This is a genomic window from Pseudomonas alkylphenolica, assembly GCF_004025535.1.
In the GTDB taxonomy this organism is placed as follows: Bacteria; Pseudomonadota; Gammaproteobacteria; order Pseudomonadales; family Pseudomonadaceae; genus Aquipseudomonas; species Aquipseudomonas alkylphenolica_A.
Genome location: NZ_QJRG01000047.1, coordinates 533,592 through 554,661, shown reverse-complemented (window position 1 = coordinate 554,661; position 21,070 = coordinate 533,592). Strand labels below are relative to the sequence as shown.

The window sequence follows — 21,070 nt, the reverse complement described above, 5'->3', positions numbered from 1 at the left end:
CGATCACAACTGATGTGGCTGGCTTGGCTCACCCTCTCTGACCCTGATGAGAGGGTGAGGACGGTCTCGGATGTCCGAGAACCATCCTTCAACGGAAGCCGCCCGCCATGCGCAGTGCATCGAGTTGGTCGTGGCCTGTCCAGGTCAGTTGGTAGTAAATCTGCTCAGGATCGTTGTCGCACATGTCGTCGGCGCTTTGCGTGACCAGATTGCCCGTTTCAAGGATGTCCAGGTGGTAGATGATACGGTCAATCAGCACTTCTTCCGCATCGCCGCCTTCGCGCACGCCTCGCTGCGAACAGATCGCTTGCAGGACCTCTGAAAGCGTAGGTCCATAGGTTGTGTCCGTAGATTCGATGAACGCCAAAACATCAAACACCAGTTTGTTGTCACGCTTCATGGGCAGTCCCAGCCTGTGCAGTAGAGGATGGGGGAGTCTACGCCAGCAGGCGCTCAACAAAAACCGCCACAGGGGCTTTGGATTCGCTCGGGCTCAAGATGTGCGCAAGAGCAGCGTACGCTGCGCAGCGTCAAGAGCTTCCAGCAGCTTCGCCAGCGCAACGGTTGGCGCTTGCCCTTGTCGGGTGATGCAATGGAACGCCGCGCTGTACGCGAGCCGCTGAGGCGCAATCGAGCGCAATACTCCACGCTCGACCCAGATGTTGGCGTAGTGTGTTGGAAGATAACCAATACACGTGCCGGAAGCGATCAAGGTGGCAATTGCTTCCATGGAAAATGCGCTCACGGCGTTGCCAAAACGCAAGTTGTGCGGCCGGCGACTTTCGAGCATGTAACCGCGATCCACATAATCTGCCGTAGCGATTTCCTCATTGCCGAGTCGCTCGTCACAACGCTCGAAGAATGGGTGTCCTTGCCCGCAGTACAGGTTCTGTTCCTCCTCGAACAACGGTTGGTAGTGCAAGCCTGACAAGTGATGGTTGAAGCAACCGATTGCCAGGTGCAGACGGCCTTCAAGCACCGCCTGCTCAAGTTCATCAGCGCGCATTACTTGCAGGTCTATCCGGGTGCGGGGCGAGGCTTTGCGGAACCTGTTGAGCGTAAGTGGCAAGGGTGCCTGAGGGTGTGAAAGCAGGTTATCTGCCGTGCCAATCTGCAAGAACTCCGGGTACTGCTCATTAAGCATCACCACGCGCTGGTGAAAGCGCTCGATATCGGCAAACAGCTCTTGCGCTGCTGCGTAAGTCTGCGTGCCTTGCTCAGTGAGGTGAAAGCCGCCCTTGCCGCGTCGGCACAGGGAGTAGCCAAGTCGTATTTCCAGGTCACGGACCAACGTGCTCAAGCGTGGCAGGCTGGTATTCAAGCGCACCTGCGCGGCGGTAAAGCCGCCCGCTTCGACGATCGAACAGAAGATGCGCAGTTTGCGCAGATCCAGCTCTGCGAGATTGGTCAGCATGACGAACTCCGATACTCATTCACGACCCCTGTATGGGCAGCACTTATATCAGCAATACAACGACGCGTTTCAGTTTCGTTTTCGAGCAACTCAGCTTCTACCTTTGAGGATTTACCGGCTATTTCCTTGATCCGATACTCGCGGCGCAGCATCAACAAAAAGAATAAAACTTCGACGGAGTGCGGCATGGCATCTCAAGAAAGCAGCGGATCAAGCAGGCCAACAATAGAAGCCCGCTCGATCGACTATGTGCCTCGGGAGGAACGACACGGCAAGGTCTGGCACCAGGGCCCGTTCTGGTTCAGCGGCAACTTTGTGTTTCTCACCATGATGGTCGGCTTTGTCGGCCCGAGCATGAGCCTGAGTATCGCGTGGAGTGTACTGGCCGTTGTCGCCGGCGCGGGATTTGGCACTTTGTTCATGGCGTTGCATGCCAATCAAGGGCCGAAGATGGGCTTGCCACAGATGATCCAGTCGCGGGCACAGTTCGGTAGCCGTGGGGCCATTGTGCCCTTTGCGGCAACCATCTTTGTTTACGTCGGCTTTATCGTCTTCGGCGTCATACTGGTGACCCAGGCCCTGCAGCTGGTGTTGCCCGGTTCGAAGTGGTTCTGGTACCCCACGCTGATCACGGTAAGTATCGTTATCGCGGTGTTTGGCTATGACCTGCTGCACTTCGTTCAGCGCTGGCTGACTTACCTGCTGATTGCAGTCTTCGGCGTCGTCAGCGTTCTAGCCGTCACGGCACTGCCTGCGGCGGCCTCGACTCCTGTTGAGGCGGGTTGGAGTACTACCGCGTTTCTGGTGCAGCTATCGCTGGCGGCGGGCTACAACATCAGTTACTCCGTCTATGTTTCCGATTACTCGCGCTACCTGCCCGAGAACGCTTCCAGTGCCAAGCTGATCGGCTGGACCTACCTGGGCGCTGCGGTCTCCGCGGCCTGGCTGATGTCGCTCGGAGCGGTGCTTGCCAGCTACATACCGGGCGCCGATGGCATTGTTTCACTGGTACAGACCGGCAACTACCTGTTCGAAGGCTTTGGCACCTTTGTCGTACTGGTAGGGGCGATCGCGCAACTGTCGGTGACCGGGATCAATAGCTATGGCGCGATGCTGACCGGCATCAGTGCAGTGGATGGCTTCCGTCCAGTGCGCCCAACCATCCGCCTGCGGGTGACAGGACTGGCCATTGTCGGTGTAGTGTCGCTGTGCATTGCCCTGGCATTACCCGCTGCCTACATGGCCAGCTTCAATGGCTTTGTACTGCTGATGCTGTACTTCCTGATCCCGTGGACAGCCGTCAACCTCGTCGACTTTTATGCGGTCCGCAAGGGCGAGTACGCCATCGCCGATATTTTCAATCCGCACGGCGTGTATGGCCGTTGGGCCTGGCGTGGCGTGCTCGCTTATATCGTCGGTTTTGTTGCGATGATTCCATTCTTCTCCATCCCGTTTTTTGTCGGACCCGCGGCCGAGGCCCTCGGCGGCGCAGATATCGCATTCATTCCCGGGCTGCTGATTTCCGGCGGCTTGTACTACCTGCTGGCACGCAACCTTGAGCGCTCGGCGGAAATGTCCGCGCAAGGCCAAAGCCAGAGGGTGCTGGAAAAAGTTTCTGGCTAACAACATCAAACAATCATAAAAAACAGGGTACTGGAATGACCAGCAATAGCGAAAAAACTGTCGCCATCGTGCAAATGCCTCCGGCCGTTCTCGATTGTGCCGAATCACTGCGTCGCGCAGCCGAGCACATTCGCGACGCCGCGCTTATGGGAGCACAACTGGTGGTGTTTCCTGAGACCTGGCTCAGCTGCTACCCCGCCTGGGTATTTGGCATGGCAGGGTGGGACGATGCCCAGGCAAAAAGCTGGTATGCGAAGCTGCTGGCAGACAGCCCGGCGATCGGACGACCCGATGCCATGGACGATGACCTGGCAGTGTTGCGCGAAGCTGCACGCAGCAACGAAGTTACGGTAGTAATGGGCATGAACGAACGCGCCCGACCGCATGCGGGCTCGTTATACAACTCGCTGGTGACCATCGGCCCCGATGGGGTCATCCTGAATGTGCATCGCAAGCTCACCCCCACTCATACCGAGCGTACGGTCTGGGCCAGCGGTGATGCCGCCGGGTTGAGGGTGGTCGACACCGACGTTGGCCGCGTGGGGGGACTGGTGTGCTGGGAGCACTGGCATCCACTGGCACGCCAGGCATTGCACGCTCAAGACGAGCAGATTCACGTGGCCGCCTGGCCAGACATGCCGGAAATGCACCATATCGCCGCCCGCTCATACGCTTTTGAAGGCCGCTGTTTTGTGCTCTGTGCCGGCCAGTACCTTGCAACCGACGATGTGCCTGCTGAGTTGTTGCACGCCTACAGCCGTGGTGTCGGGCGCGAGGTGCCTGAAGCGGGGCTGCTGTTCAATGGTGGCTCCGGCGTGATCGGGCCTGACGGTGCCTGGATAGCCGGCCCGCTATTCGGTGAGCCGGGCATTGTGCTGGCGAAAATCGACCTGACGCAGATCGACGCCCAGCGCCATGACCTTGATGTCGCCGGGCACTACTTGCGCCCGGACATCTTCGAGCTATCGGTTGATCGGCGCCCGCGCACCGGCCTGAGCCTTTGCGACGCTTGAACCCACCTTTTTCAATCGCTATTGCCGGATGACGCTGCACGGCGCCACCCGGGCATTACCTAGGTTTAGCGCATGACGCATGTACTTTTGGCTACCGCTTTGCTGTCCATTGCACTGGGTGCACTCTCCGGCTTCGCAGTGCTCGCCGCTGTTGACTATCCTGCGATGCTTCGCGCCATAGGCGTTATCAACCCCATGCGGCTGCGCCAGGCGCATCTGGACTGGATCATCATGGGGACGATGATGGCTGTCACCGCACTGGCCGTTCCGCAGCTACCGGGCTGGGTTGCAGCGCTGGTGATGTTCGGTGGCGTGATCAACCCACTGACTTTCGTGCCGATGGCGTTTTCCAACAAGGTGCATAGCACCAAGGGGTTTCAGCTGGTTTCGTTTGTCTCGTTTGTTTCGTTGACCACGGGGTTGATTGCGGCGGCTGTAGTCTTTATTGGTGATTGATCATCTGCCCTGCGGCTGCAATCAGATCTGCTGCGGCGCTTCAAAACCGATGTAGTACGTCTTCAGCACGATCTGGCTGGTTTCGTACGCGCAGTACGCGGCGGCGGTGGATGCGGCTGTCAAGGCCAGACCGAAAATTACCGAAAGTGTTCTGCTGCTCATCTGGCGCTCCTGCCCATCAAAAAAAAGCGCGGACCTTACCGAACCACGCCTCAGTCCGCCACCCCAACCGATGGATGGCGCCTGAAAATCAGCAACATCGAGGGTGGCAGTCGCCGGTGGCATCAACCGCCGAGGCGGCACTGGCCATCCAGATAGGCTTTACGCCAGCGGATGATGGTCACGCGTTCGAACAGCCCGGCCAGGCTGAACGGGTCAAGGGAGATGAAGCGTTCGGCCGCTTCGCGGCTGTCCACATCAAGGATGTACACGCCACCGCCAGCATCGCCGCCGTCGTCGCTCAGCTTGGCGCCACAGGCCAGCAACAACGTTTTGTGCCGCTCAAGGAACGCCAGGTGCACGTCGCGCTCCCGCGCGCGCACCTGAGCATGACCGGGCTTGTCGAAGGTCTCGATCAGAAAGGGCATGACAACTGTGCCTCAATTGGTCGCGATGGCGGATGGGTGCTGAGCCAGGGGCGTCACGCTGATCTGCATGTACGGGAACAGCGGCAACGCGCTGAGCACCTCATGCAGTTCGTCGTTGGAGCCGACGTCGAACACGCTGTAGTTCGCATACTCACCGGCCACCCGCCACAGGTGCCGCCATTTGCCGTCGCGCTGGAGCTGCTGCGAGAACGCTTTCTCCTCGGCCTTGAGCGCATCGGTGAAAGCCTTGTCGGCGTCAGGCGGAATCCGCACTTGCATGTGAACCAGAAACAGCATGAGTTTCTCCTTGGAAGAAAGCCGGGCTCAGGCCCAGGCAAGAATGGCGATCGCATAAACCAGGCCGACCCAGATCATCATGATCACGGTGTAGCCCATGATGTCCTTGAGCTTGAGCTTGGAAAGCGCCAACGCCGGCAGGATCCAGAATGGCTGGACCAGGTCGTTCCAGGCGTTGCCAAGCATGACCGCCATTGAGGTGTGGCTGACGGAGGCACCCAGGGTCTTGGCTGCCTCGACCATGAAGGGCCCCTGCACCATCCAGTGGCCACCACCGGAGGGCGCGAAGAAGTTGATTACAAAGGAACTCAGTAGCCCCCAGAACGGCAAGGTCTCAGGCGTGGCCACCTGGGTGAACGCATGGGAGAACGTATTCACCAGTCCCGAGCCGGCCATGATCGCCATGATTCCGGCATAGAAAGGGTACTGCAGGATGATGCCGCCGATGGTGCGAATACCTTCGTTGAGCTTCTCGACGTACTGGATCGGCGTGCCGAGCAGGATGATGCCCAGGAACAGGATGAAGAAGTTGATCAGGTTAAGGTCGACCGAGCCGCCCTCATAGAAGTGCAACCCCACGTAACCCATGCCGATCAGGCCGATCAGGTAGCTCAGCAGACGGCTGTTGTTCAAACGGCTGGCAAAGGTGTTGTCTTCATCGATGTCCAACACCGGCGCGGGTTGCTTCTCCACCGATTCGTTGCGTTCGAGTTCCTTGACCGGCTGGCCTGCCTTGGGGTGCAGCCACGCATTGAGCAGCGGCAGGGTGACGATGACCACCAGGCTGGTCAGCAGCATGGCCGGCGAGAAGATGGTTTCCGACAGTGGAATCACCCCCATCTGATCTTGCATCGGATGGCCCTTGGTGGAGATCAGCACCGGGATACTTGCCGACAGCCCCAGGCCATACAGGGTGAAGCCACTGTAGGCCGAAGCGATGATCAGCGGGTAATGCACGCCTTTGACATGCAGCGCGAGTTTGCGCGCGACGACGCCGCCCACCACCAGGCCAAAACCCCAGTTCAGGTAGCTACCGATGCCGCCTACCAGGGTGGCGACGATGATCGCCATGCGCGGATCGCTGACGCGCACCACCAGGCGATCGAGCAAGCGCTCGGTCAGCGGTGCAGTTGCCAACACGTAACCCATCGCGAGAATCACCGCCATCTGCGTAGTGAACGCCAGCAATGCCCAGAATCCCGAGCCCCAACTGGTGGTCAACGCTGTAATCGCCTGGTTCTGTACGACGACAGCCAGGAGCATGGTGAGCAGGGTCAGGCCAATGGCAAAGACAAAAGGATCGGGCAGATACCGACGCATCAGCTCGGTGAAGAAGTTGGTGATCTTTTGCATGGATGAATCTCTGTTGTTGTAGTAGGTGTTGGATACGAGATGCTTGCAATTGAACCCTTTGCGCCGGTGTTACCGGCGCCTTCAGGCACGCTGCTTTTAAACCCCGCTCCACCCGCCTACATCCACCAGGGACGTTCAGCCAAGCAGTGATGCGGGGATTTGCTTATAGGTTTCCAGCAGTGCCTCGACGGTGCTGTGTTCATGTTTCAGCAGCCGGGCCTTGGGGCCGGCGATGACCAACGCGAAAGGCTCGCCATTGATCAGGAAGCCGCGGGCTACTGCCGCCACATCCTCCACGTTCTCCCCCGTAGAACGGTGCCAGCCGTCCTCGAGGCCCTGCTCGATCTCCTGTTCCAGAGCGTTACGTTCGGTGGCCGAACCGTCGGTCGACAACGGCAGGGGTTCACAGCTGTCGAGCAGGCGCCGGCGCGCCTTGACGCTCAACGCCCCCAGCAGCGCCTTGCCAGCGGCGCTGACGTGTACGTACATAAAGCCACCCGGCTCGTCGCTGTAGCGGATCTTCTGCCGTGACTCGACCACCTCCAGGTACACCACCCGATTGCCCGCCAGCGTCGCCAGTGCGGCGGTCTCGCCAGTGGCATCGCGCAGGCCCGCCAGCAGCGGCTGGAACACCAGGGCCAGCGGGTCCTGGCTGCAGATATCGCGGGCAACATGTAACAGGCGCTGAGTCGGGTAATAGCCAGCCTTGACCCCCGGGGCATAAAGGAAACCCTTGGCCACCATGGTCTGCAGCAGCGCATGGCAACTGGACAGGGGAATCTCGGTTCGGCGTGCAATTTCGCTGTAGGTCATCGGCTGCCGGACTTCGGCAAACAAGTTGATCACTTCGAATACACGGGCTGCTGTTTTCACATCCATGACAGAATTATCACCATATCGATAATTTAAGAGAAGGGACGGTGACCGATAATCGCACGGAATCGGTGTAGGTGAGAGCGTATGGGCCGGAGCGAAATGCGGCCTTCATAGACGTGTCCAAATCCGTCAACATGCGGTTGAAATACAAAAAGCTAAACGACTCAGAGGCGTGGCTGGAGGGTGATATCGAAGGTTTTGTTCAACCCGTGCTGGTGACGGACTCGAGGCAGTTGCCATTCCGGTAAGTGCTTTGGCGACGCCATGGCGATTGACGTCCGGAGATGGCCCATACGACGCCAACCAGTAATCACCAGGGCCAGGGTAAGTAACACCCTGGCCCCATCGGCGTTCACCAGAACGTTATCAAGCCGAATCCTTTTCAGCGACTAGCCGCATGCCCCAGCGCCTTGGCGGCTGCGGTCTTCACTTCAACCGCTATTGAAGAGCTTCCATTGATTACTCTGATCAGCGCTGCCCTTGCGTCCGCTCCCCCTGCGTAGCCAAGACCTTCTGCGGCTGCGGCCTTCATCTCAGTCGAGATCGACGAAGACCCATTCATGGTTTTGATCAGTTGCTGAATTGATTCAAATGGAGTTGCCATCCAAGTTTCCTTCTAACGTTAAGTGAGAATTTGAAACCCTGTGGGGTTCCACTCGTACTGGCAGTCTCTCAAGCCTCCCCTCGAGCCTGCCGTTTTTTGCTCGCCGCACACCACCGCACCAGGTCGGCAATGATCGCAGCCGTCAGCACCACAAGGGCAAACTCGACAACAACCCACACTGCCCGGTGCCATGGCACGCCACGCTCTTCCAGCAGCCAGTTGGCGCAGGCCACAACCAGTAGCACCCTCATTGTCACCAGCTTCATTACCCTCGATATCCCCTCAAGCGCTTTCATGGAGTCCGTTCCTCTGTAGGCGAACCTTGAGGAAAGCACGTGAAGCCCAGATTCGCCGGTCGTTCCGGCAGTTACCGACATTTCCTACACATATTTCAGCCTGCCGGTAGGCGGGCGAGATGAGCCATGTCCGATTTCAGACGACCGTAGCCATGGATTTGGCGTATCTGACGGGCCAGCGTCCAGCGGACGTACTGGTGATGAGGAAGGACGACATTGAGCGTGACGCAGAAGAAGGCCCACAAGACATGCTCCAATCGTTGGGCGCCGCAATTCCTGGTTGCTCACGCGCTGTCTACAACTGGGTTTGCCCTGTGACCACCATAGTCGTTTCTGCCTGCGGCAACGCCAAGGCGGGCAGTTTTGAAGGCGAATTCAACTGCCGCAATAGCGGCGTGTCGTAGCCATAAATGTCGGGCTTGAACGTCACCCGCCCCTCGGGGCTCAAATCGACCGTCCAATAGGCCAACAACACCGGTATCTTGACCGGAAGCTTGATGTTCTCGGTCCTGCCATTGGCCAACTGCTTTTGAATCCCCTCGCTGTTCCAGCGCACCGGGTCGTTGAACAACAGTTCGACCAACTGCAGTGGATTCTCCACCCGAATACATCCGGAGCTGGTGGTGCGCACGGACTTGGCGAACAACTCGCGATGCGGCGTGTCGTGCAGGAAAATCGCATAGTCGTTGGGGAAACGAATGACCACCCGCCCTAACGAGTTGGTAGGGCCGGCATCCTGGCGCAGCGTGAGGCCGCGCGCGTTGTACCAGTCGACGTTCGCCGGATCGAGTTCATTGCCAGCCCGATCAAGGACCCTGATCCGGCTGGCCGCCAGGTAACCTGGATTCTGCTGAATCTTGGGCAGCATATCCTTGACCAGAATCGTCGGCGGCACAGTCCAGGTGGGGTTGAAGGTAATGTAGGTGATCTCGGACTGAAACACCGGGGTGCTGCGCACAGGCTTGCCGACCTGCACCCGGGAACGCCAGATGGGTTTGCCGTCGCGGTAAAACGCCACTTTGTAGCCGGCGATATCGACAACGACAAAAGTGCCATGGAGTTTGTAGAGCAGCCAGCGCGCCCGTTCCATGTTCACCCGGACCTGATCAATCCGTGCCTCGACAGGCACATTCAGCGCCGCCAGGGTCGCCGCCCCAGCTACGCCATCCACGCCAAGATACTGATCGGCCTGATACTTCTTCACCGCAGCAATGACTTTATCGTCGTAATTGCTGCGCTTGCCCTTATGTGGTTCCAGATAACCACCGGCCACCAGACGGGCACGCAACTGTGCGACCACAGCGCCGTCCATCCCCGGCTTGAGTGACTGTCCTTCGGCGACTTTCGGCCAACCGCCGGCATCACGAACCTGACGCAACTGCGCCAATGCATCACGCATGTTGCTATAAACCGGCTCTTGCGGCGGCGCCTGGACGAACGCACCGGCCACATCGTGAGCATCCAGGGCAGCAAAGAAACTGTTCACATCTTCACGGGGATCCACACCGACCGGGTCGAAGTTCCAATGAAAATCCAGCCGCGACGGGTTGACCTTGCCGCGCCGCAATTGCAGAAGCGCGGTGATGTAGGTGCGGGTCAGCGCGATATCAAAAGCCGCCGTTTGCGCTGGCGTCGGCGCGGAGGCCTGCAACAACAATTGAGCCTCGGCCAACTCGCCGCCCCGGAAGTCCGCCGGGTTCAGGCCGTCGGCGTGTGTGTCATTCAGGCTCTTGAGCAACTGGGTGACATCGCGCCCGTCTGTCCAGGCGGCGCGATAGTTACGATGGGAATAGAAATCGAGAACAACGCGATTGATGTCCGCACGCTGATGCTTGCGAGAGGTAATCAAGGGAGGAAATGACGACTCCAGGGGTTCAAACGCGGCCTGGATCGCTTGACCAACGATATCGTCAGGCGCTGCAGTGGCCGGACTGACTTGAGGAGATACCGACTCGATCTGCGACGTTTCACCCAGCGCAGTGCAGTTGATCAGAAAGACCATTACAAAAGCACTGCTTATGACGATTAACCTTGTTAATTGCACCATGGATAATCCTTAATCTCTCGGCCTTCATACCCCCAGCCTACGCCGATTTGCTTGAAGTCGCGCTAGCCAAAGCGGCTCCGAATGCCAATGCCAAGGTCATTGCCCTGGCGGTTCGTGCCAGCCAATGTATCCGCGCTCAAGGCACTGCTCCGGCACAGAGGCTAGCCGTGATCGATTATTCCCTGCCCTCGACCGAACAACGATTGTGGGTATTTGATCTGAAACAGGGCAAATTGCTGTTCCACGAACTCGTCACTGGCTGGCACCGCACTGGCCCAGGCCAACCACCAGCCACTGGTCAGTCCACAACGCCGCAGGCGGGATAATGGCTCACAATCATCCCACAGGCGACTTGGAGCTAACCAAGCCGATCGCATACTCACCACCACCCTCAAGAACGCTCTGAACATGGTCAACATCCGAATGTTCGATCATGTGGTGCTGGGCCATGAAGGTTGCGTGTCATTTTCCAAACGAGGTTACATATAGCTCCTAAGCTCGCCCTCAATGCTGGAGTTCGGAAGGTCTGTTCCCGCTACTCCTGTAATTGTCTGTGAAGTACCGGACAACCTTGAAATGGCCGTTGATGGCGAGCTAATGGATATGCGTGTTCCCGCTGCGACAGCAAAACAAATGAGCGCATCTCACTGCACACCTGACAGCGCTCCCAACCATCACTCACCAATACATCGCAAAGCGGGTGGCTTTGGAGGAGTGCTCGCCATTGATTAGGCGAGCAAAAGGCCCCTGCCGATCGTCATTGGAGCAACCGCCGGAGGCCAGAACAATATGAGTTAGTCGTTGAGTTCCACGAGCACATCCGTCGACCATTTCTGCTCTGAATTCTGCACCTGAGCTGTTTCAACCACTTTAGCCATGTGCATCACCTGATCCCGGGCCTCAAGATCAAAGTCAAACCACATGTCTGCATGAGAGCGAAAACGAACCTGCCAGTACGCAATTCCTTGATCGAACCTGACTTTCAGGCTTCTGCCATCCTCAAATTCCAAATCAAGTCGGCGACGATGGGGGATGTCACGATTTGAGGTCTCAACAGCGAGATGCACGGTATGGCTGGCCATAGCTGACAACCATTTGCTGACGAAAAACTCAAAGTCGTCCTTTCTGGACCAATCATCAAAAGCCTTGCGGCCTTGCAGCTTTCCAGGCTTGAACAGCGTAGAAACCCGAACGTCAGCATCGGCAGCAATACGCCCTTTTAGAAAACTGAACAATGTACCCAAAATCGTGATCGCGGATGGGTTTTGGATATATCGATCCGAGTACCTGATTCTGCAAATATTTGCAGTTTTCAGTACATCCGCAATTTGCGCGTTTTCTGCGAGAAGCGACCAGAAGCGATCGCCAAACGTCAGCAACGGGCCGTTGAGTTCCTGGTGAATTGGCAAGTCTATTATCACGCTACTGTCGGCTGGCTTGCTCCCTGCACTTGCAAGGTCAAGTGCACGCCAACAGAGTGCAGGTTGAGACCGGGAAGTCACCACCAGTGAATCACTCTGATGCCACCAACGACCTGGAACAGCTGCCAGCTCAGAGCGCGAGGCGAGCGTAATTATCTCGCCCGCCCTGCTTGCCTGTGCGACGACATGCTTTTCGCAATCAGACGAATAGCAGCCGACGCTTACACCAAGGAGCGAAAGGCGCTGCAGATCCTGCAAAAGATCTTCATCGGTGATGTCATCTGGCACAAGAAGCTCGACGGCCACTTCATCAATATTCAAATAGCGCTGGATTGCCTTACGGAATTGCGGGGCAAGTAGATCCCATTCACTCGGATCTCCTGCAGCTACCAGCGTAACTTTCTCTACGCCTTCATTGATCAAACGACGCAAAACGCTTTCGATACTGCCAGGCGCATATTTCCCATCTGGCAAGGACAGCTTGTCTTCCAAGGAAAGGCCGACGTAGTGGACGAAGTCATCGCCCAACCAGTCCTTGGCCTGTTTTCGATCAAGTTTGTCATGATCATGTCGCGTCTGAGAGTCCAATAGGCATTCACTGCAACCGCTCTCACAATGAGCACATTGCAGAGTTTTAACCATCTTGCTCAACAGATTTTCGACATGCAGGGGAGCACTTGAAGCGAAGCCTGCACCACCACTGATCACGTCATAAAGCTGCAAAATCCTGATGGGCTGGCCGTTTTCCAGCTTGCTTGGTCGTGTTGCGTAACCAAGTTCAGAGGCCGAAATCCCTAGTATCTCGGCAAGCGCTGAACGCATGGCCACAGCCAAGGTCATGGCGATACAACGCCCTTGGTCGTTATCTGCGATGTACTCCCCACTTACTGGATGATGCAGCGTCAACTCGAACACGTCAGTAAAGGAGGTAACACCCAAGCTGACATTGGGCACAATACTGCCGCTGCCTTGGCAAGGCAGCCTTTTATTGTTCTGGTCTTTATCGGCTTTGCTAGGCCGGGGTGGAAAGTGTTCGCCGGATGGGGAGAGGCCTGGCGGGAACTCGTCTGCTGACAGCATTGATACCGCACGACCACAACTCATGCATAGTGCAAAACCAGCACCGTTCTCGCCGGAGCTGTGATGAAAAACCTGGCCTTCCGTGCCATAGGCCATTGCTCCTACCGCCGGATTTGGTAATGGGGTTTTGGCCGCCCTCACAAAGACCCATGCAGTTTCAACAGGTACAAATTTTTGATGCTGAATATCGTTCGAGGCTGACTGATAGGCATCAGTAACAAAACCAGATGGCTGCAGCACCTTGCGGATATTTGCCGACTTAATGATGGCGAGGCATTCATTGTTGGTGCACGTCAGCTCATCACTTTTGACCAAGCCCTCTTCATAGCCGAGCTCGCCGCAAACGTCACAACGCCACGCGATGTCCATCTTCTGAGCTTCTTTGGTATCCGCGTTGAGATTGTGCCAATGCAACGAAACACCAGCTGATCTGAAGACTCGTCCATCCAAAACAATCTCGGCTCCCGGCGCATACTCCCGAATGGCAATCGCCAGGTTGCGAGAAGGAAGCCCCTTATACCGGGACACATTATCCTCACGGTCGTGCTTTACCTTCCTCTCAGTTCCCCCCTCGCGGATATAGTCCTCAATCGTGAAATTATCGAAGTTGACTACATCAGTAGGAAATCCATAGCCCGGTAAGAAAGTGCGAGCAGATAGATCACGCAACAGGTACTCATTGCAGTGACGGGCTTTCTCGACCTGAATGCGCTTTAGGTAAGGGCTGTTAGGCTTTGCCTGCTGCTCTTCTGACAGCAGATAGCGGTAACTCCCCAACCAGCGGCCTTGTAACGCCTTCAACTGATCCATTGAGCGCCTGCGCAGCTGATCAGGCGTGATACCTGCCAGGGCGGTTCCCTTTACCAATAGCGACAGCGCCTCATCGACGTCGCAAACAGCGAGCCCCAAACGTTCAAAAAAGCGGTCACACTGCGAGCTACCATTCGTATCGTCATAGAACCACTGCGCGTTAAGACTGGTTTTCTCAGTTTGAGTTGGGCCAACGACATTGCAGAGGAAATCAGACAGCACCAACGAATTCACATGCCGCTGTACAAGCCGAGCAGAGTTCAGCGCTACAGCCGGTGCAGGTATTTTTGTTTCAAATGGCCAGCTAGGGTTGGCAAAGACCTGCTGGTCATGAGGATTGTTTTTGCAAAGTGTATAAGCCAGTGCTCGGGACTCTTTGCTGCGGCCTGCTCGGCCAGCACGCTGAAGATAGTTGGCCGGATGTGGCGGCACGTTGTTCATCACCACGGCGGAGATACCGCCAATATCGACACCCATCTCCATGGTAGTGGAGCAATTCAGGACGTTGATCTGGCCCTTTTTGAACATATCTTCATATGAGCCAAGGCGCTCGGAAGACTGCTGCGCCGAATGCTCAGCAGTGCGGTAATAGAAGCCGCCTTCAACCGATCTGTCATTGATATCTGTCCAAAGATTACGCGCACGCAAGTCGGTGATGTGAACATCTGCCGCGACCTGAGCTCTGATTTTCGCAAGGCCCGGAGCATAGTCTTCTTGTGAGCGATCAAATTCCCAAACACTAGGTAGCTCTACCGGCTCACACATAAAACTCTTACGTTTCTCATCGGTAAGCTTGGAGAAATCCAAATGCGCTGGTAGGTAAGGCGTAAATCCTTTGAAGGTCGTATCCAGCAGCTTGTTGGTAATTGGACAAACGAGCGCCTGATCAACCAACAAAAAAAGCATGTGTTCCCTGGGTAAATAGTACCGATTCTCATCAGATTTCAATGCCGCGCCAGGCCTTGTTAATTGCTGCCAGGCGGCTCGTAACCAAGCGTTGACCAAGTCAACATCAGATGAGCTTGAGGGAGTCAAACCTGCGCCCAACAGCAGCAGCTTAGTCAGGCGGTGTGAGTGGTTGCCATTACGAATCTGCGGCCAGCGTTTTACTCGATTTTCGTCAGCTTCTTTAGACTCGGGGTTGCGTAAGGTTTTGGAAGAAAAACGGCTACCAATCCAGTCCTTCCACTCCTCAGTCATCTGGATAAAGCTGCTTTCGCGCACATAAAAATCCAGCGCGACCTTCAAGAAGTCACGCCAATCGTCCAGCGTCAGGCCCTTCAGCTCCCAATAGGCTGGGGCTTCTTGAATCTTTTCCAACCCAAGATAACTGACCTTCACCAGCCCTTGAGTTTCTAAACTGTTTTGACGCTTAGGCCTACGCATAAACTCACGAAAAAGCAGCATCTCAGCCAGCTTTTGTGGTCCATCCGTTTCTTTAAATATCTCTGGCTTCTGATACTTGTTCGCAAGCAGCATAGGGCCTTTCTCTTGTAGATCGGCCCGTTTTTTGAGCTCATTTACAAGCTCTGACCAAGCTAAGGACACTAGCGCCGGCCTAACCTTAACCCCACTAGCCGCAGCAAGCAGCGCCGTAAAGCGTGCGACCTTGTCCTCAGCGACCCTGATCTCCTCCTTGATACCTAGGCTGCGGTAAAGCGCCACATCTTCCTGCGCTTTAGCAATTAGTTGCTGCAGAACCTCTGGGTCAACACTACTTGATAGTACCTGAGCATTGCCTTGGCTTTTCTGATGCCAGTTCAAAATCTCTACAACGAGCCCACGCAACCTACTGCGCTCGGCCTCTTGCTGCATGCGCACTGCCATACGCGCCGTACCTTGACGGCTATCTGTAAAGGTAATTAGTCTCCGTCCTCGCCCTGGCAAAGACTGCGGGCCAAATTCCGATTTTTGCTCATCATCTTGATAGTCTTGGCAATACTCAAGAACCGTTGGTACAGCGTTCGCTACATAGAAGGGGCCACCCAACATAGCACGACGAAACGGAAAAGCACCTTGATATCCGCTGTAGCTACAGTCCTTGCGGCTACAAACCACATCGAGGTCGTTTATGCGCAGCGGCACACGCTCGCCGGAGACATCCATAAAAGACCCTGCATACTTATCGAACTCGACAGGGATATACGACGGACCGTCACCGTCCACAGTACCGAGCACTAAAGGAGTCCTAGCTAGCAGTTTCCCATCAGGACTATCTGCATCGTCCTCAACAGATGTCTCAGCCTGGAGCGAAAACTCATCCCCCGCTGAACTCTCCCACTGGATTAGCTTTCCGCCATGATCACGCGCCAGTAGATGGGGCTCATTGCAGTCATTGCAGAAGACCAACTCGAAAACAGGGCTGCCACACGAGCACGCTTGTCGCTGGTTCACATACACATAACCAAAGGGCCACTTCTCCTTCAACGGCGTACCATTTTTGGCTGAACAGTGCTTATCGAAGCAAGCCCAAAGACCGTGGGTAGTACGCTGGAAGAAGTGGGCACGCAGTTTCAAGAACGCAGGCTCAGACTCATTGGGGCGAGTGCCAGAGCACAGATCCAACCATCGCAAAATCTCGTCCTGCGTTAACGACCGCCCCTGATCTCGACTCATATGACTGGCCATCTCGGTCAGCTTCAACGGTTTAGGAGCGTTCACCAGAACGTTTCTCAATTCGTGAGCTATAGGCGAATGCACAAGCGCTTCATAACGGTCGGGGTGAATTTCCGGATCGTCTTGGTTTACAGGTGACATCAACTCAAGCGTCTGTAAAGTGACCGGCTGCTGCTGGCACGATGCAAGCTCAGGAATGACACGCTTACCACCCCAGACATCAATCTGAGTGACCGGAACCCCTGACAGATCAGAGAGAAACTGTTTCAGTTGCTCAGCAGCATCATCGCCGGCAATAGTTGCAGAGGTCGCAACAAAGCGGACATCCTTAGGTGTGACGCCGAATGATGTCATTACGCGTCGTAACTGCAGTGCCAGCTCAGCAGCCTGCGAGCCTACATAGGTGTGAGCTTCATCTAGGACAATCCAGCGGAGCGACTTCTGCTCTCTCGATTTGCGCACTATAGGTGCATCGACCTGACGCACCATCATGTATTCAAGCATGGTGCCGTTGGTAACCAGAATCGGGGCCGGCTGCTCGCGCATCAGCTCACGCGACAGAATTTCGTTTGGCCGCTCCCTTTGTTCTGTGCGCTTTTTGGCCTGTAACTCTTCAGTATTGCCGTTATATAAGCAGTAGCGAATGCCGGAACCAAAGCTCTGTGTCCAGGCATTCAGACGCTCACGCTGCGAGTTGATCAGAGCGTTAAGCGGATAGAGAAAGAGTGCTCGCACACCCACCAGCGGCTTACTGCCGGCATCGCGGTACTCCCGGTAGAGGTCATCTAGCACCGGAACCATAAAGCACTCTGTCTTACCCGAGCCAGTACCGCTGGTGACCACTACTGAATGCTTCTTATCTAGCAGGGAACGCCAACTGGCCAATTGGTGCGTGAAAGGCCTCCAGCTCGACCCAAAGCGGTAGCGCCCGTTGGCTTTACCATCAAGCGACGCCACGATCTCTTTGCTAAGTAGCTGCTCCTGAGCCGCCAACTGCGCCATTGTAAAAGGCGACTCCTCCCAGCCGAAGGTCTGCTCAAATAAGGGCGGCGCCAGGAATGAGCCCTCCTTGCCACACTCGGCGCGCATGAGCCCTCCAAGGTGCTCACGCAAGCCCGGATCCGTAATGCTCAAAACACTCAAGGTTGATTCTGTGGTGCGAGACAGTGCTTGATCGACAAGCGCAGAGAAATACTTATCCATTGACTGGTACTGCCTTATGCATGCCCATGACGTTGTTCAACAGACAGTATTGGTAGATGCTGCTGAACCAACTCGAATCGAAATCGCGAACTTGTCGAAGGAAAAATATCGCCTCGACACTGTTCTCAAAAACATCTGAAAACTGTGCTTTACCGCTGGCAACAGCAGCAGCGAAAACAGGAAGGTAGACCACCGCATTGCGGTAATCCATTTCCAACCGGAAAGAAATTACCGAATCACTCTTCTTGTTGTGCCAGAGCTCCAACCTCTTGCCAGCATATTCAGGCCATGTAGCTTCACTACGATCTCGCATTAGTTGGAGATACCAGCTGTGAACAACAGTCCTGAATATCTCGAGAGGCATGTGGTGTTCAGGCCCTAAAGGTTTACCAGAGAGGTAGTGCTGTACACTCTCTCCGTAGGTTGGGAAGGCCTTACCTAACCTGCTGAACATTCTGCCAATCAGCGCTGAGATGGCTTCATCAGCAACACCCTTGACCTTAAGAAAAGCGCCGAACCGCTTGGCGGCTAGTTGAATTTCAGTAACAGGAATAAACTCCCAGAAAATTGGAAATTCGGCCTCAATTCGGTTCAGAAATTTTGGGTCCATCTCAAATTTAAAAAGCGCCATCGACAACGCACGGGTATGGCCCACAAGCGCCCTCCAGACCTCAAACGTGGCTAAAGGCAGATAACCGTAGTCTTCGTATAGGGCTCTCAGGAACTGCCATCCGCTGTGCATAGGATTCACTGCCATGGAATCCAGAACAGGCACAAATGAGCTGACAGGAGAAGCATGGTCAAAGGTCAGTACCGCTTTCTGCAAACTCTGAGCGTCATCACTTTGCGGTATCGGTTCCCATCCACCGACAATAAACAGAGGTCTGAATGAAACAGCTGATCCTTGCTTGGGCAGCACAAGCCAAGGGCCATTTTTTTCAACTAATGCCGGCAGCTCAAACTCACCGGTGGGGACGCCTTCGCTAGTACGTGAACTGAGTTGAACGGCACCGCGCATCGGTTCATGCAGCAACATCAAAATCGGCTCAGGCAAGACGGTACCACCATCCTGAAGATTGGAGGCGTGCAGCACCCGACGATCACTATCCAGCAACATCTCCGTTGCGTACTTGCGAATTCGAAAATTGGCGTTTTGACCGTTACCAAACACTCGTAATTCCACTACCTGATCGATGCCAGACTGCAAAGAAAGCAAATCAATAATCTGCTCACTAATGTTAAACAGGCTGATTTCAATTGGCTTTCCAGTAGCCGTATAGGACCAATTGTAAGAAGCATTCTTGGCGGCATGCCCCTTTAGGGTCAATTCAAGCCCGAACTTGGTTGGTGCGCCTTGACGGGCAAACAAATAAATACGTGCGCCCAACAGATCATTAATACTGATATCACGCTTGAGCTGCTTGCCACTATGATCAATGGCCAGGCAGCCAGAGTTGGGGAACGGTAACTCAACTTCAATCGGATCCGACAACAGGCTTGGCGTGACTGAGAGACACAGCGTTATCGGCGGCAAACCCTCTGTAGAGAGCTTTAACTCAATATGATCCTCCCGCTTGATCTGCTGAGTTTGAACACCGTCGGCTATAACCTTCAGCAGGCAACGCTGCTGGGTATGCACCAGAATTTTGCCCTGCCCTGGTCTTTCACCACTACGCAGTTCAAGACGGAAGTCAGCTGGCAAGATACCGATTTTGCGACGCAACAAGATGTCGCCACCGCGGTTACGAACGGCCACATTTTGGGCGCCCAGCATTTCCTGCAGAACTCCGCTGCCTGGCTGCTTGCCTCCAACGTACAGGTCACCACCTTGTTTTTTCAGCTCGTCTGAAGCGCCAAGCCATTGCACTCTGGGCAGACCTAAAAAAGTAAGTGCGGGATTTGTGACCCAACCTAACTGGCTACCCGCCAGCTCCAGTCCGAGGCCCGTACCGGCTGTTTGCCCTGTCCGAATTCTGTAGAGCCCTTCGCAATCAACTTTGAGCTCCGCTTTACCCTGTACTTTGAATGCACGCAGAGCAAGTACCGAAGGTATCTCGGTGGTGCGGACATCGCCCGTGTCGTCTACCTGGACCAATGCGCTGTCGGGCGGCAGCACGAGCAATAGTTCTTCACTTAGGGTATTGAATGAAGCCTGACCACATAGCTGCCAGCGGTCATTCACCGGTTCAAAGCCCACAGGAACCTCGCCTAGCGCTACGGTGCTGTTCTCAATGGGTAATGAAGCGATAGCCACGCCCCCCGCCATAGCCACCAACCTCAGTGACAGAGAGTAGTCACTACGGCGCCCTATTACCTCACGCTGCCTCAACTTGATCTGGGCGATACCGTTGTCTACAACAGCGTAACCGGGGCCAAGGTTAGCGATAGCCTCACCGCCTTCCAAAATCGTAAGCTCGAAGCGCGTAGTAGAGGGCTGCGTTGCTAGTTGAAAAACCACCTCTGCCGGCAGCGATACCTGCACCTTTAGCACATTGGGTTCTGCTTCGTGCCAAAAGTGTCGACAGGCCCAACCGCCAGATCCTTTGCGACGCTTTCCACCCTCGACCGTGGCAGTTTTCAGCAACCCGTTAAGCAACTCACTGCCAGTTTGGTTATCAAGCGGTAACGGAAACAGCTCTCGCCATTTGGGGTTCATGGCATCCAAACGAGCAATTGGCTCGTTCGCCTGCACCAGGCCATAATCACGCACCAAGGACACCAGCTGATCGGCCATATGCGCAATCAGTTCCACTGAAGTCTGCGAGGTAAATACTTGGGGTAAGTTCGCTTTTTCCAGCTGCTGCTCTACTTGCTGTGCAGTGCTGTAGCCCAGAATATGCCACTGGTCATATTGCTTGAGGACCCGATCAAATAGCGTCTGAAAACGGCTCCCACCTTCACGTAATACTTGAAAGGGAAGCCCGCCTTCACTGAACAATGAGCCAAGAAAATTCCTACGCTCAGATTCGTAGAAGTGCATCGGGCGCTTCCAGTAATGCTCCAGCCCTTTTGGAATCGCTTTGCCGAGATCGCCCGGCGATAGACTAAACCCCAGCGTCTTCCATATCGGCTCCCAGCTCCAGCCATGATCGCGCTGATATTCACGACGGTACCATTCTGAACAAAAGAGAACCAAGCAGGCGCTGGCAGCTGTGTCATTTACTGCCTGGTCGAAGGTCTCTAACTCCCTGAGCTGATGCAACAGGTCCAGGTACTCTTCATGACTGCAGTGATATGCGTACAAGCCACGATAGTCAGGGGCCTGAATACCTCGGCGCAGAAGAAATGTGCCGAGCCAGCTAGAGAATTTGAATACCGATTGAGGCATTAGCTACTTCCTTGATTGAGCCATGACCTAACAAAAGCTTTGAAAC

Annotated in this window: 16 protein-coding genes and 1 pseudogene; 5 read left to right on the top strand and 12 right to left on the bottom strand. The window is 55.4% G+C overall.

The features are described from left to right. Positions 1-88 precede the first annotated feature (88 nt). Positions 89-400 carry a DUF2513 domain-containing protein gene (locus DM813_RS17855; RefSeq protein WP_128324704.1) on the bottom strand — a complete coding sequence of 104 codons (312 nt, stop codon included), beginning with the start codon at positions 398-400 and terminating at the stop codon, positions 89-91. A 93-nt stretch (positions 401-493) separates the two neighbouring features. Continuing rightward, positions 494-1,414, bottom strand: coding sequence for a LysR family transcriptional regulator (locus DM813_RS17850; protein WP_128324703.1), 921 nt, complete (start codon positions 1,412-1,414; stop codon positions 494-496). A gap of 186 nt (positions 1,415-1,600) precedes the next feature. On the opposite strand from DM813_RS17850, the gene DM813_RS17845 reads away from it, so the two are divergent. The 3 genes from DM813_RS17845 (at position 1,601) to DM813_RS17835 (ending at position 4,506) form a co-directional block, all read left to right on the top strand. Then, positions 1,601-3,037 (top strand): purine-cytosine permease family protein, encoded by a 1,437-nt coding sequence (locus DM813_RS17845; protein ID WP_128324701.1) that lies wholly within the window; start codon positions 1,601-1,603, stop codon positions 3,035-3,037. Positions 3,038-3,072: 35 nt separating this feature from the next. Next, positions 3,073-4,050, top strand: a complete 978-nt coding sequence (locus DM813_RS17840) for a carbon-nitrogen hydrolase family protein (protein ID WP_128324700.1) — start codon at positions 3,073-3,075, stop codon at positions 4,048-4,050. A 72-nt stretch (positions 4,051-4,122) separates the two neighbouring features. After that, positions 4,123-4,506: a hypothetical protein gene (locus tag DM813_RS17835; RefSeq protein WP_128324698.1), complete on the top strand. Its 384-nt coding sequence runs from the start codon at positions 4,123-4,125 to the stop codon at positions 4,504-4,506. Positions 4,507-4,527: 21 nt separating this feature from the next. Here DM813_RS17835 and DM813_RS28470 read toward each other — a convergent pair whose 3' ends face one another. The 8 genes from DM813_RS28470 to DM813_RS17800 all read right to left on the bottom strand — a co-directional run bounded on the left by DM813_RS28470 (position 4,528) and on the right by DM813_RS17800 (position 10,566). Next, on the bottom strand, positions 4,528-4,668 hold the full coding sequence (locus tag DM813_RS28470; protein ID WP_164897262.1) for a hypothetical protein: 141 nt from the start codon (positions 4,666-4,668) through the stop codon (positions 4,528-4,530). Between the two features lie 122 nt (positions 4,669-4,790). Continuing rightward, positions 4,791-5,093 (bottom strand): YciI family protein, encoded by a 303-nt coding sequence (locus tag DM813_RS17830; protein WP_128324697.1) that lies wholly within the window; start codon positions 5,091-5,093, stop codon positions 4,791-4,793. A gap of 12 nt (positions 5,094-5,105) precedes the next feature. Beyond that, on the bottom strand, positions 5,106-5,390 hold the full coding sequence (catC, locus tag DM813_RS17825; RefSeq protein ID WP_128324695.1) for a muconolactone Delta-isomerase: 285 nt from the start codon (positions 5,388-5,390) through the stop codon (positions 5,106-5,108). 27 nt (positions 5,391-5,417) lie between these two features. Beyond that, a complete protein-coding gene (locus DM813_RS17820) occupies positions 5,418-6,743 on the bottom strand; it encodes a short-chain fatty acid transporter (protein WP_128324694.1) in 1,326 nt (441 codons plus the stop codon). A 135-nt stretch (positions 6,744-6,878) separates the two neighbouring features. Then, positions 6,879-7,622, bottom strand: a complete 744-nt coding sequence (locus tag DM813_RS17815) for an IclR family transcriptional regulator (protein ID WP_128324692.1) — start codon at positions 7,620-7,622, stop codon at positions 6,879-6,881. A 379-nt stretch (positions 7,623-8,001) separates the two neighbouring features. Then, positions 8,002-8,223, bottom strand: coding sequence for a hypothetical protein (locus tag DM813_RS17810; protein WP_128324691.1), 222 nt, complete (start codon positions 8,221-8,223; stop codon positions 8,002-8,004). A gap of 68 nt (positions 8,224-8,291) precedes the next feature. Further along, positions 8,292-8,519, bottom strand: coding sequence for a hypothetical protein (locus tag DM813_RS17805; RefSeq protein WP_128324690.1), 228 nt, complete (start codon positions 8,517-8,519; stop codon positions 8,292-8,294). A 295-nt stretch (positions 8,520-8,814) separates the two neighbouring features. Beyond that, positions 8,815-10,566: a L,D-transpeptidase family protein gene (locus tag DM813_RS17800; protein WP_128324689.1), complete on the bottom strand. Its 1,752-nt coding sequence runs from the start codon at positions 10,564-10,566 to the stop codon at positions 8,815-8,817. On the opposite strand from DM813_RS17800, the pseudogene DM813_RS17795 reads away from it, so the two are divergent. Together DM813_RS17795 and DM813_RS28680 are read left to right on the top strand one after the other, a co-directional pair. After that, positions 10,551-10,841 (top strand): annotated as a pseudogene (locus DM813_RS17795) (murein L,D-transpeptidase catalytic domain-containing protein); the annotation flags it as partial. The gene DM813_RS17800 and the pseudogene DM813_RS17795 overlap by 16 nt on opposite strands. A gap of 133 nt (positions 10,842-10,974) precedes the next feature. Continuing rightward, positions 10,975-11,055 carry a hypothetical protein gene (locus DM813_RS28680; RefSeq protein ID WP_241653212.1) on the top strand — a complete coding sequence of 27 codons (81 nt, stop codon included), beginning with the start codon at positions 10,975-10,977 and terminating at the stop codon, positions 11,053-11,055. A 305-nt stretch (positions 11,056-11,360) separates the two neighbouring features. Here DM813_RS28680 and DM813_RS17780 read toward each other — a convergent pair whose 3' ends face one another. Beyond that, positions 11,361-17,696 (bottom strand): DEAD/DEAH box helicase, encoded by a 6,336-nt coding sequence (locus DM813_RS17780; protein WP_128324687.1) that lies wholly within the window; start codon positions 17,694-17,696, stop codon positions 11,361-11,363. Further along, on the bottom strand, positions 17,689-21,024 hold the full coding sequence (locus tag DM813_RS17775) for an STY4851/ECs_5259 family protein (RefSeq protein ID WP_128324686.1): 3,336 nt from the start codon (positions 21,022-21,024) through the stop codon (positions 17,689-17,691). Before DM813_RS17775 ends, DM813_RS17780 begins: the two co-directional genes overlap by 8 nt. Positions 21,025-21,070: the final 46 nt, after the last annotated feature.

Excerpts from the sequence above, each read along its gene's own strand:
- DM813_RS17855 (WP_128324704.1), bottom strand. The coding sequence starts at position 400 with ATGAAGCGTGACAACAAACTGGTGTTTGATGTTTTGGCGTTCATCGAA.
- DM813_RS17850 (WP_128324703.1), bottom strand. The coding sequence starts at position 1,414 with ATGCTGACCAATCTCGCAGAGCTGGATCTGCGCAAACTGCGCATCTTC.
- DM813_RS17845 (WP_128324701.1), top strand. The coding sequence starts at position 1,601 with ATGGCATCTCAAGAAAGCAGCGGATCAAGCAGGCCAACAATAGAAGCC.
- DM813_RS17840 (WP_128324700.1), top strand. The coding sequence starts at position 3,073 with ATGACCAGCAATAGCGAAAAAACTGTCGCCATCGTGCAAATGCCTCCG.
- DM813_RS17835 (WP_128324698.1), top strand. The coding sequence starts at position 4,123 with ATGACGCATGTACTTTTGGCTACCGCTTTGCTGTCCATTGCACTGGGT.
- DM813_RS28470 (WP_164897262.1), bottom strand. The coding sequence starts at position 4,668 with ATGAGCAGCAGAACACTTTCGGTAATTTTCGGTCTGGCCTTGACAGCC.
- DM813_RS17830 (WP_128324697.1), bottom strand. The coding sequence starts at position 5,093 with ATGCCCTTTCTGATCGAGACCTTCGACAAGCCCGGTCATGCTCAGGTG.
- catC (WP_128324695.1), bottom strand. The coding sequence starts at position 5,390 with ATGCTGTTTCTGGTTCACATGCAAGTGCGGATTCCGCCTGACGCCGAC.
- DM813_RS17820 (WP_128324694.1), bottom strand. The coding sequence starts at position 6,743 with ATGCAAAAGATCACCAACTTCTTCACCGAGCTGATGCGTCGGTATCTG.
- DM813_RS17815 (WP_128324692.1), bottom strand. The coding sequence starts at position 7,622 with ATGGATGTGAAAACAGCAGCCCGTGTATTCGAAGTGATCAACTTGTTT.
- DM813_RS17810 (WP_128324691.1), bottom strand. The coding sequence starts at position 8,223 with ATGGCAACTCCATTTGAATCAATTCAGCAACTGATCAAAACCATGAAT.
- DM813_RS17805 (WP_128324690.1), bottom strand. The coding sequence starts at position 8,519 with ATGAAAGCGCTTGAGGGGATATCGAGGGTAATGAAGCTGGTGACAATG.
- DM813_RS17800 (WP_128324689.1), bottom strand. The coding sequence starts at position 10,566 with ATGGTGCAATTAACAAGGTTAATCGTCATAAGCAGTGCTTTTGTAATG.
- DM813_RS28680 (WP_241653212.1), top strand. The coding sequence starts at position 10,975 with ATGGTCAACATCCGAATGTTCGATCATGTGGTGCTGGGCCATGAAGGT.
- DM813_RS17780 (WP_128324687.1), bottom strand. The coding sequence starts at position 17,696 with ATGGATAAGTATTTCTCTGCGCTTGTCGATCAAGCACTGTCTCGCACC.
- DM813_RS17775 (WP_128324686.1), bottom strand. The coding sequence starts at position 21,024 with ATGCCTCAATCGGTATTCAAATTCTCTAGCTGGCTCGGCACATTTCTT.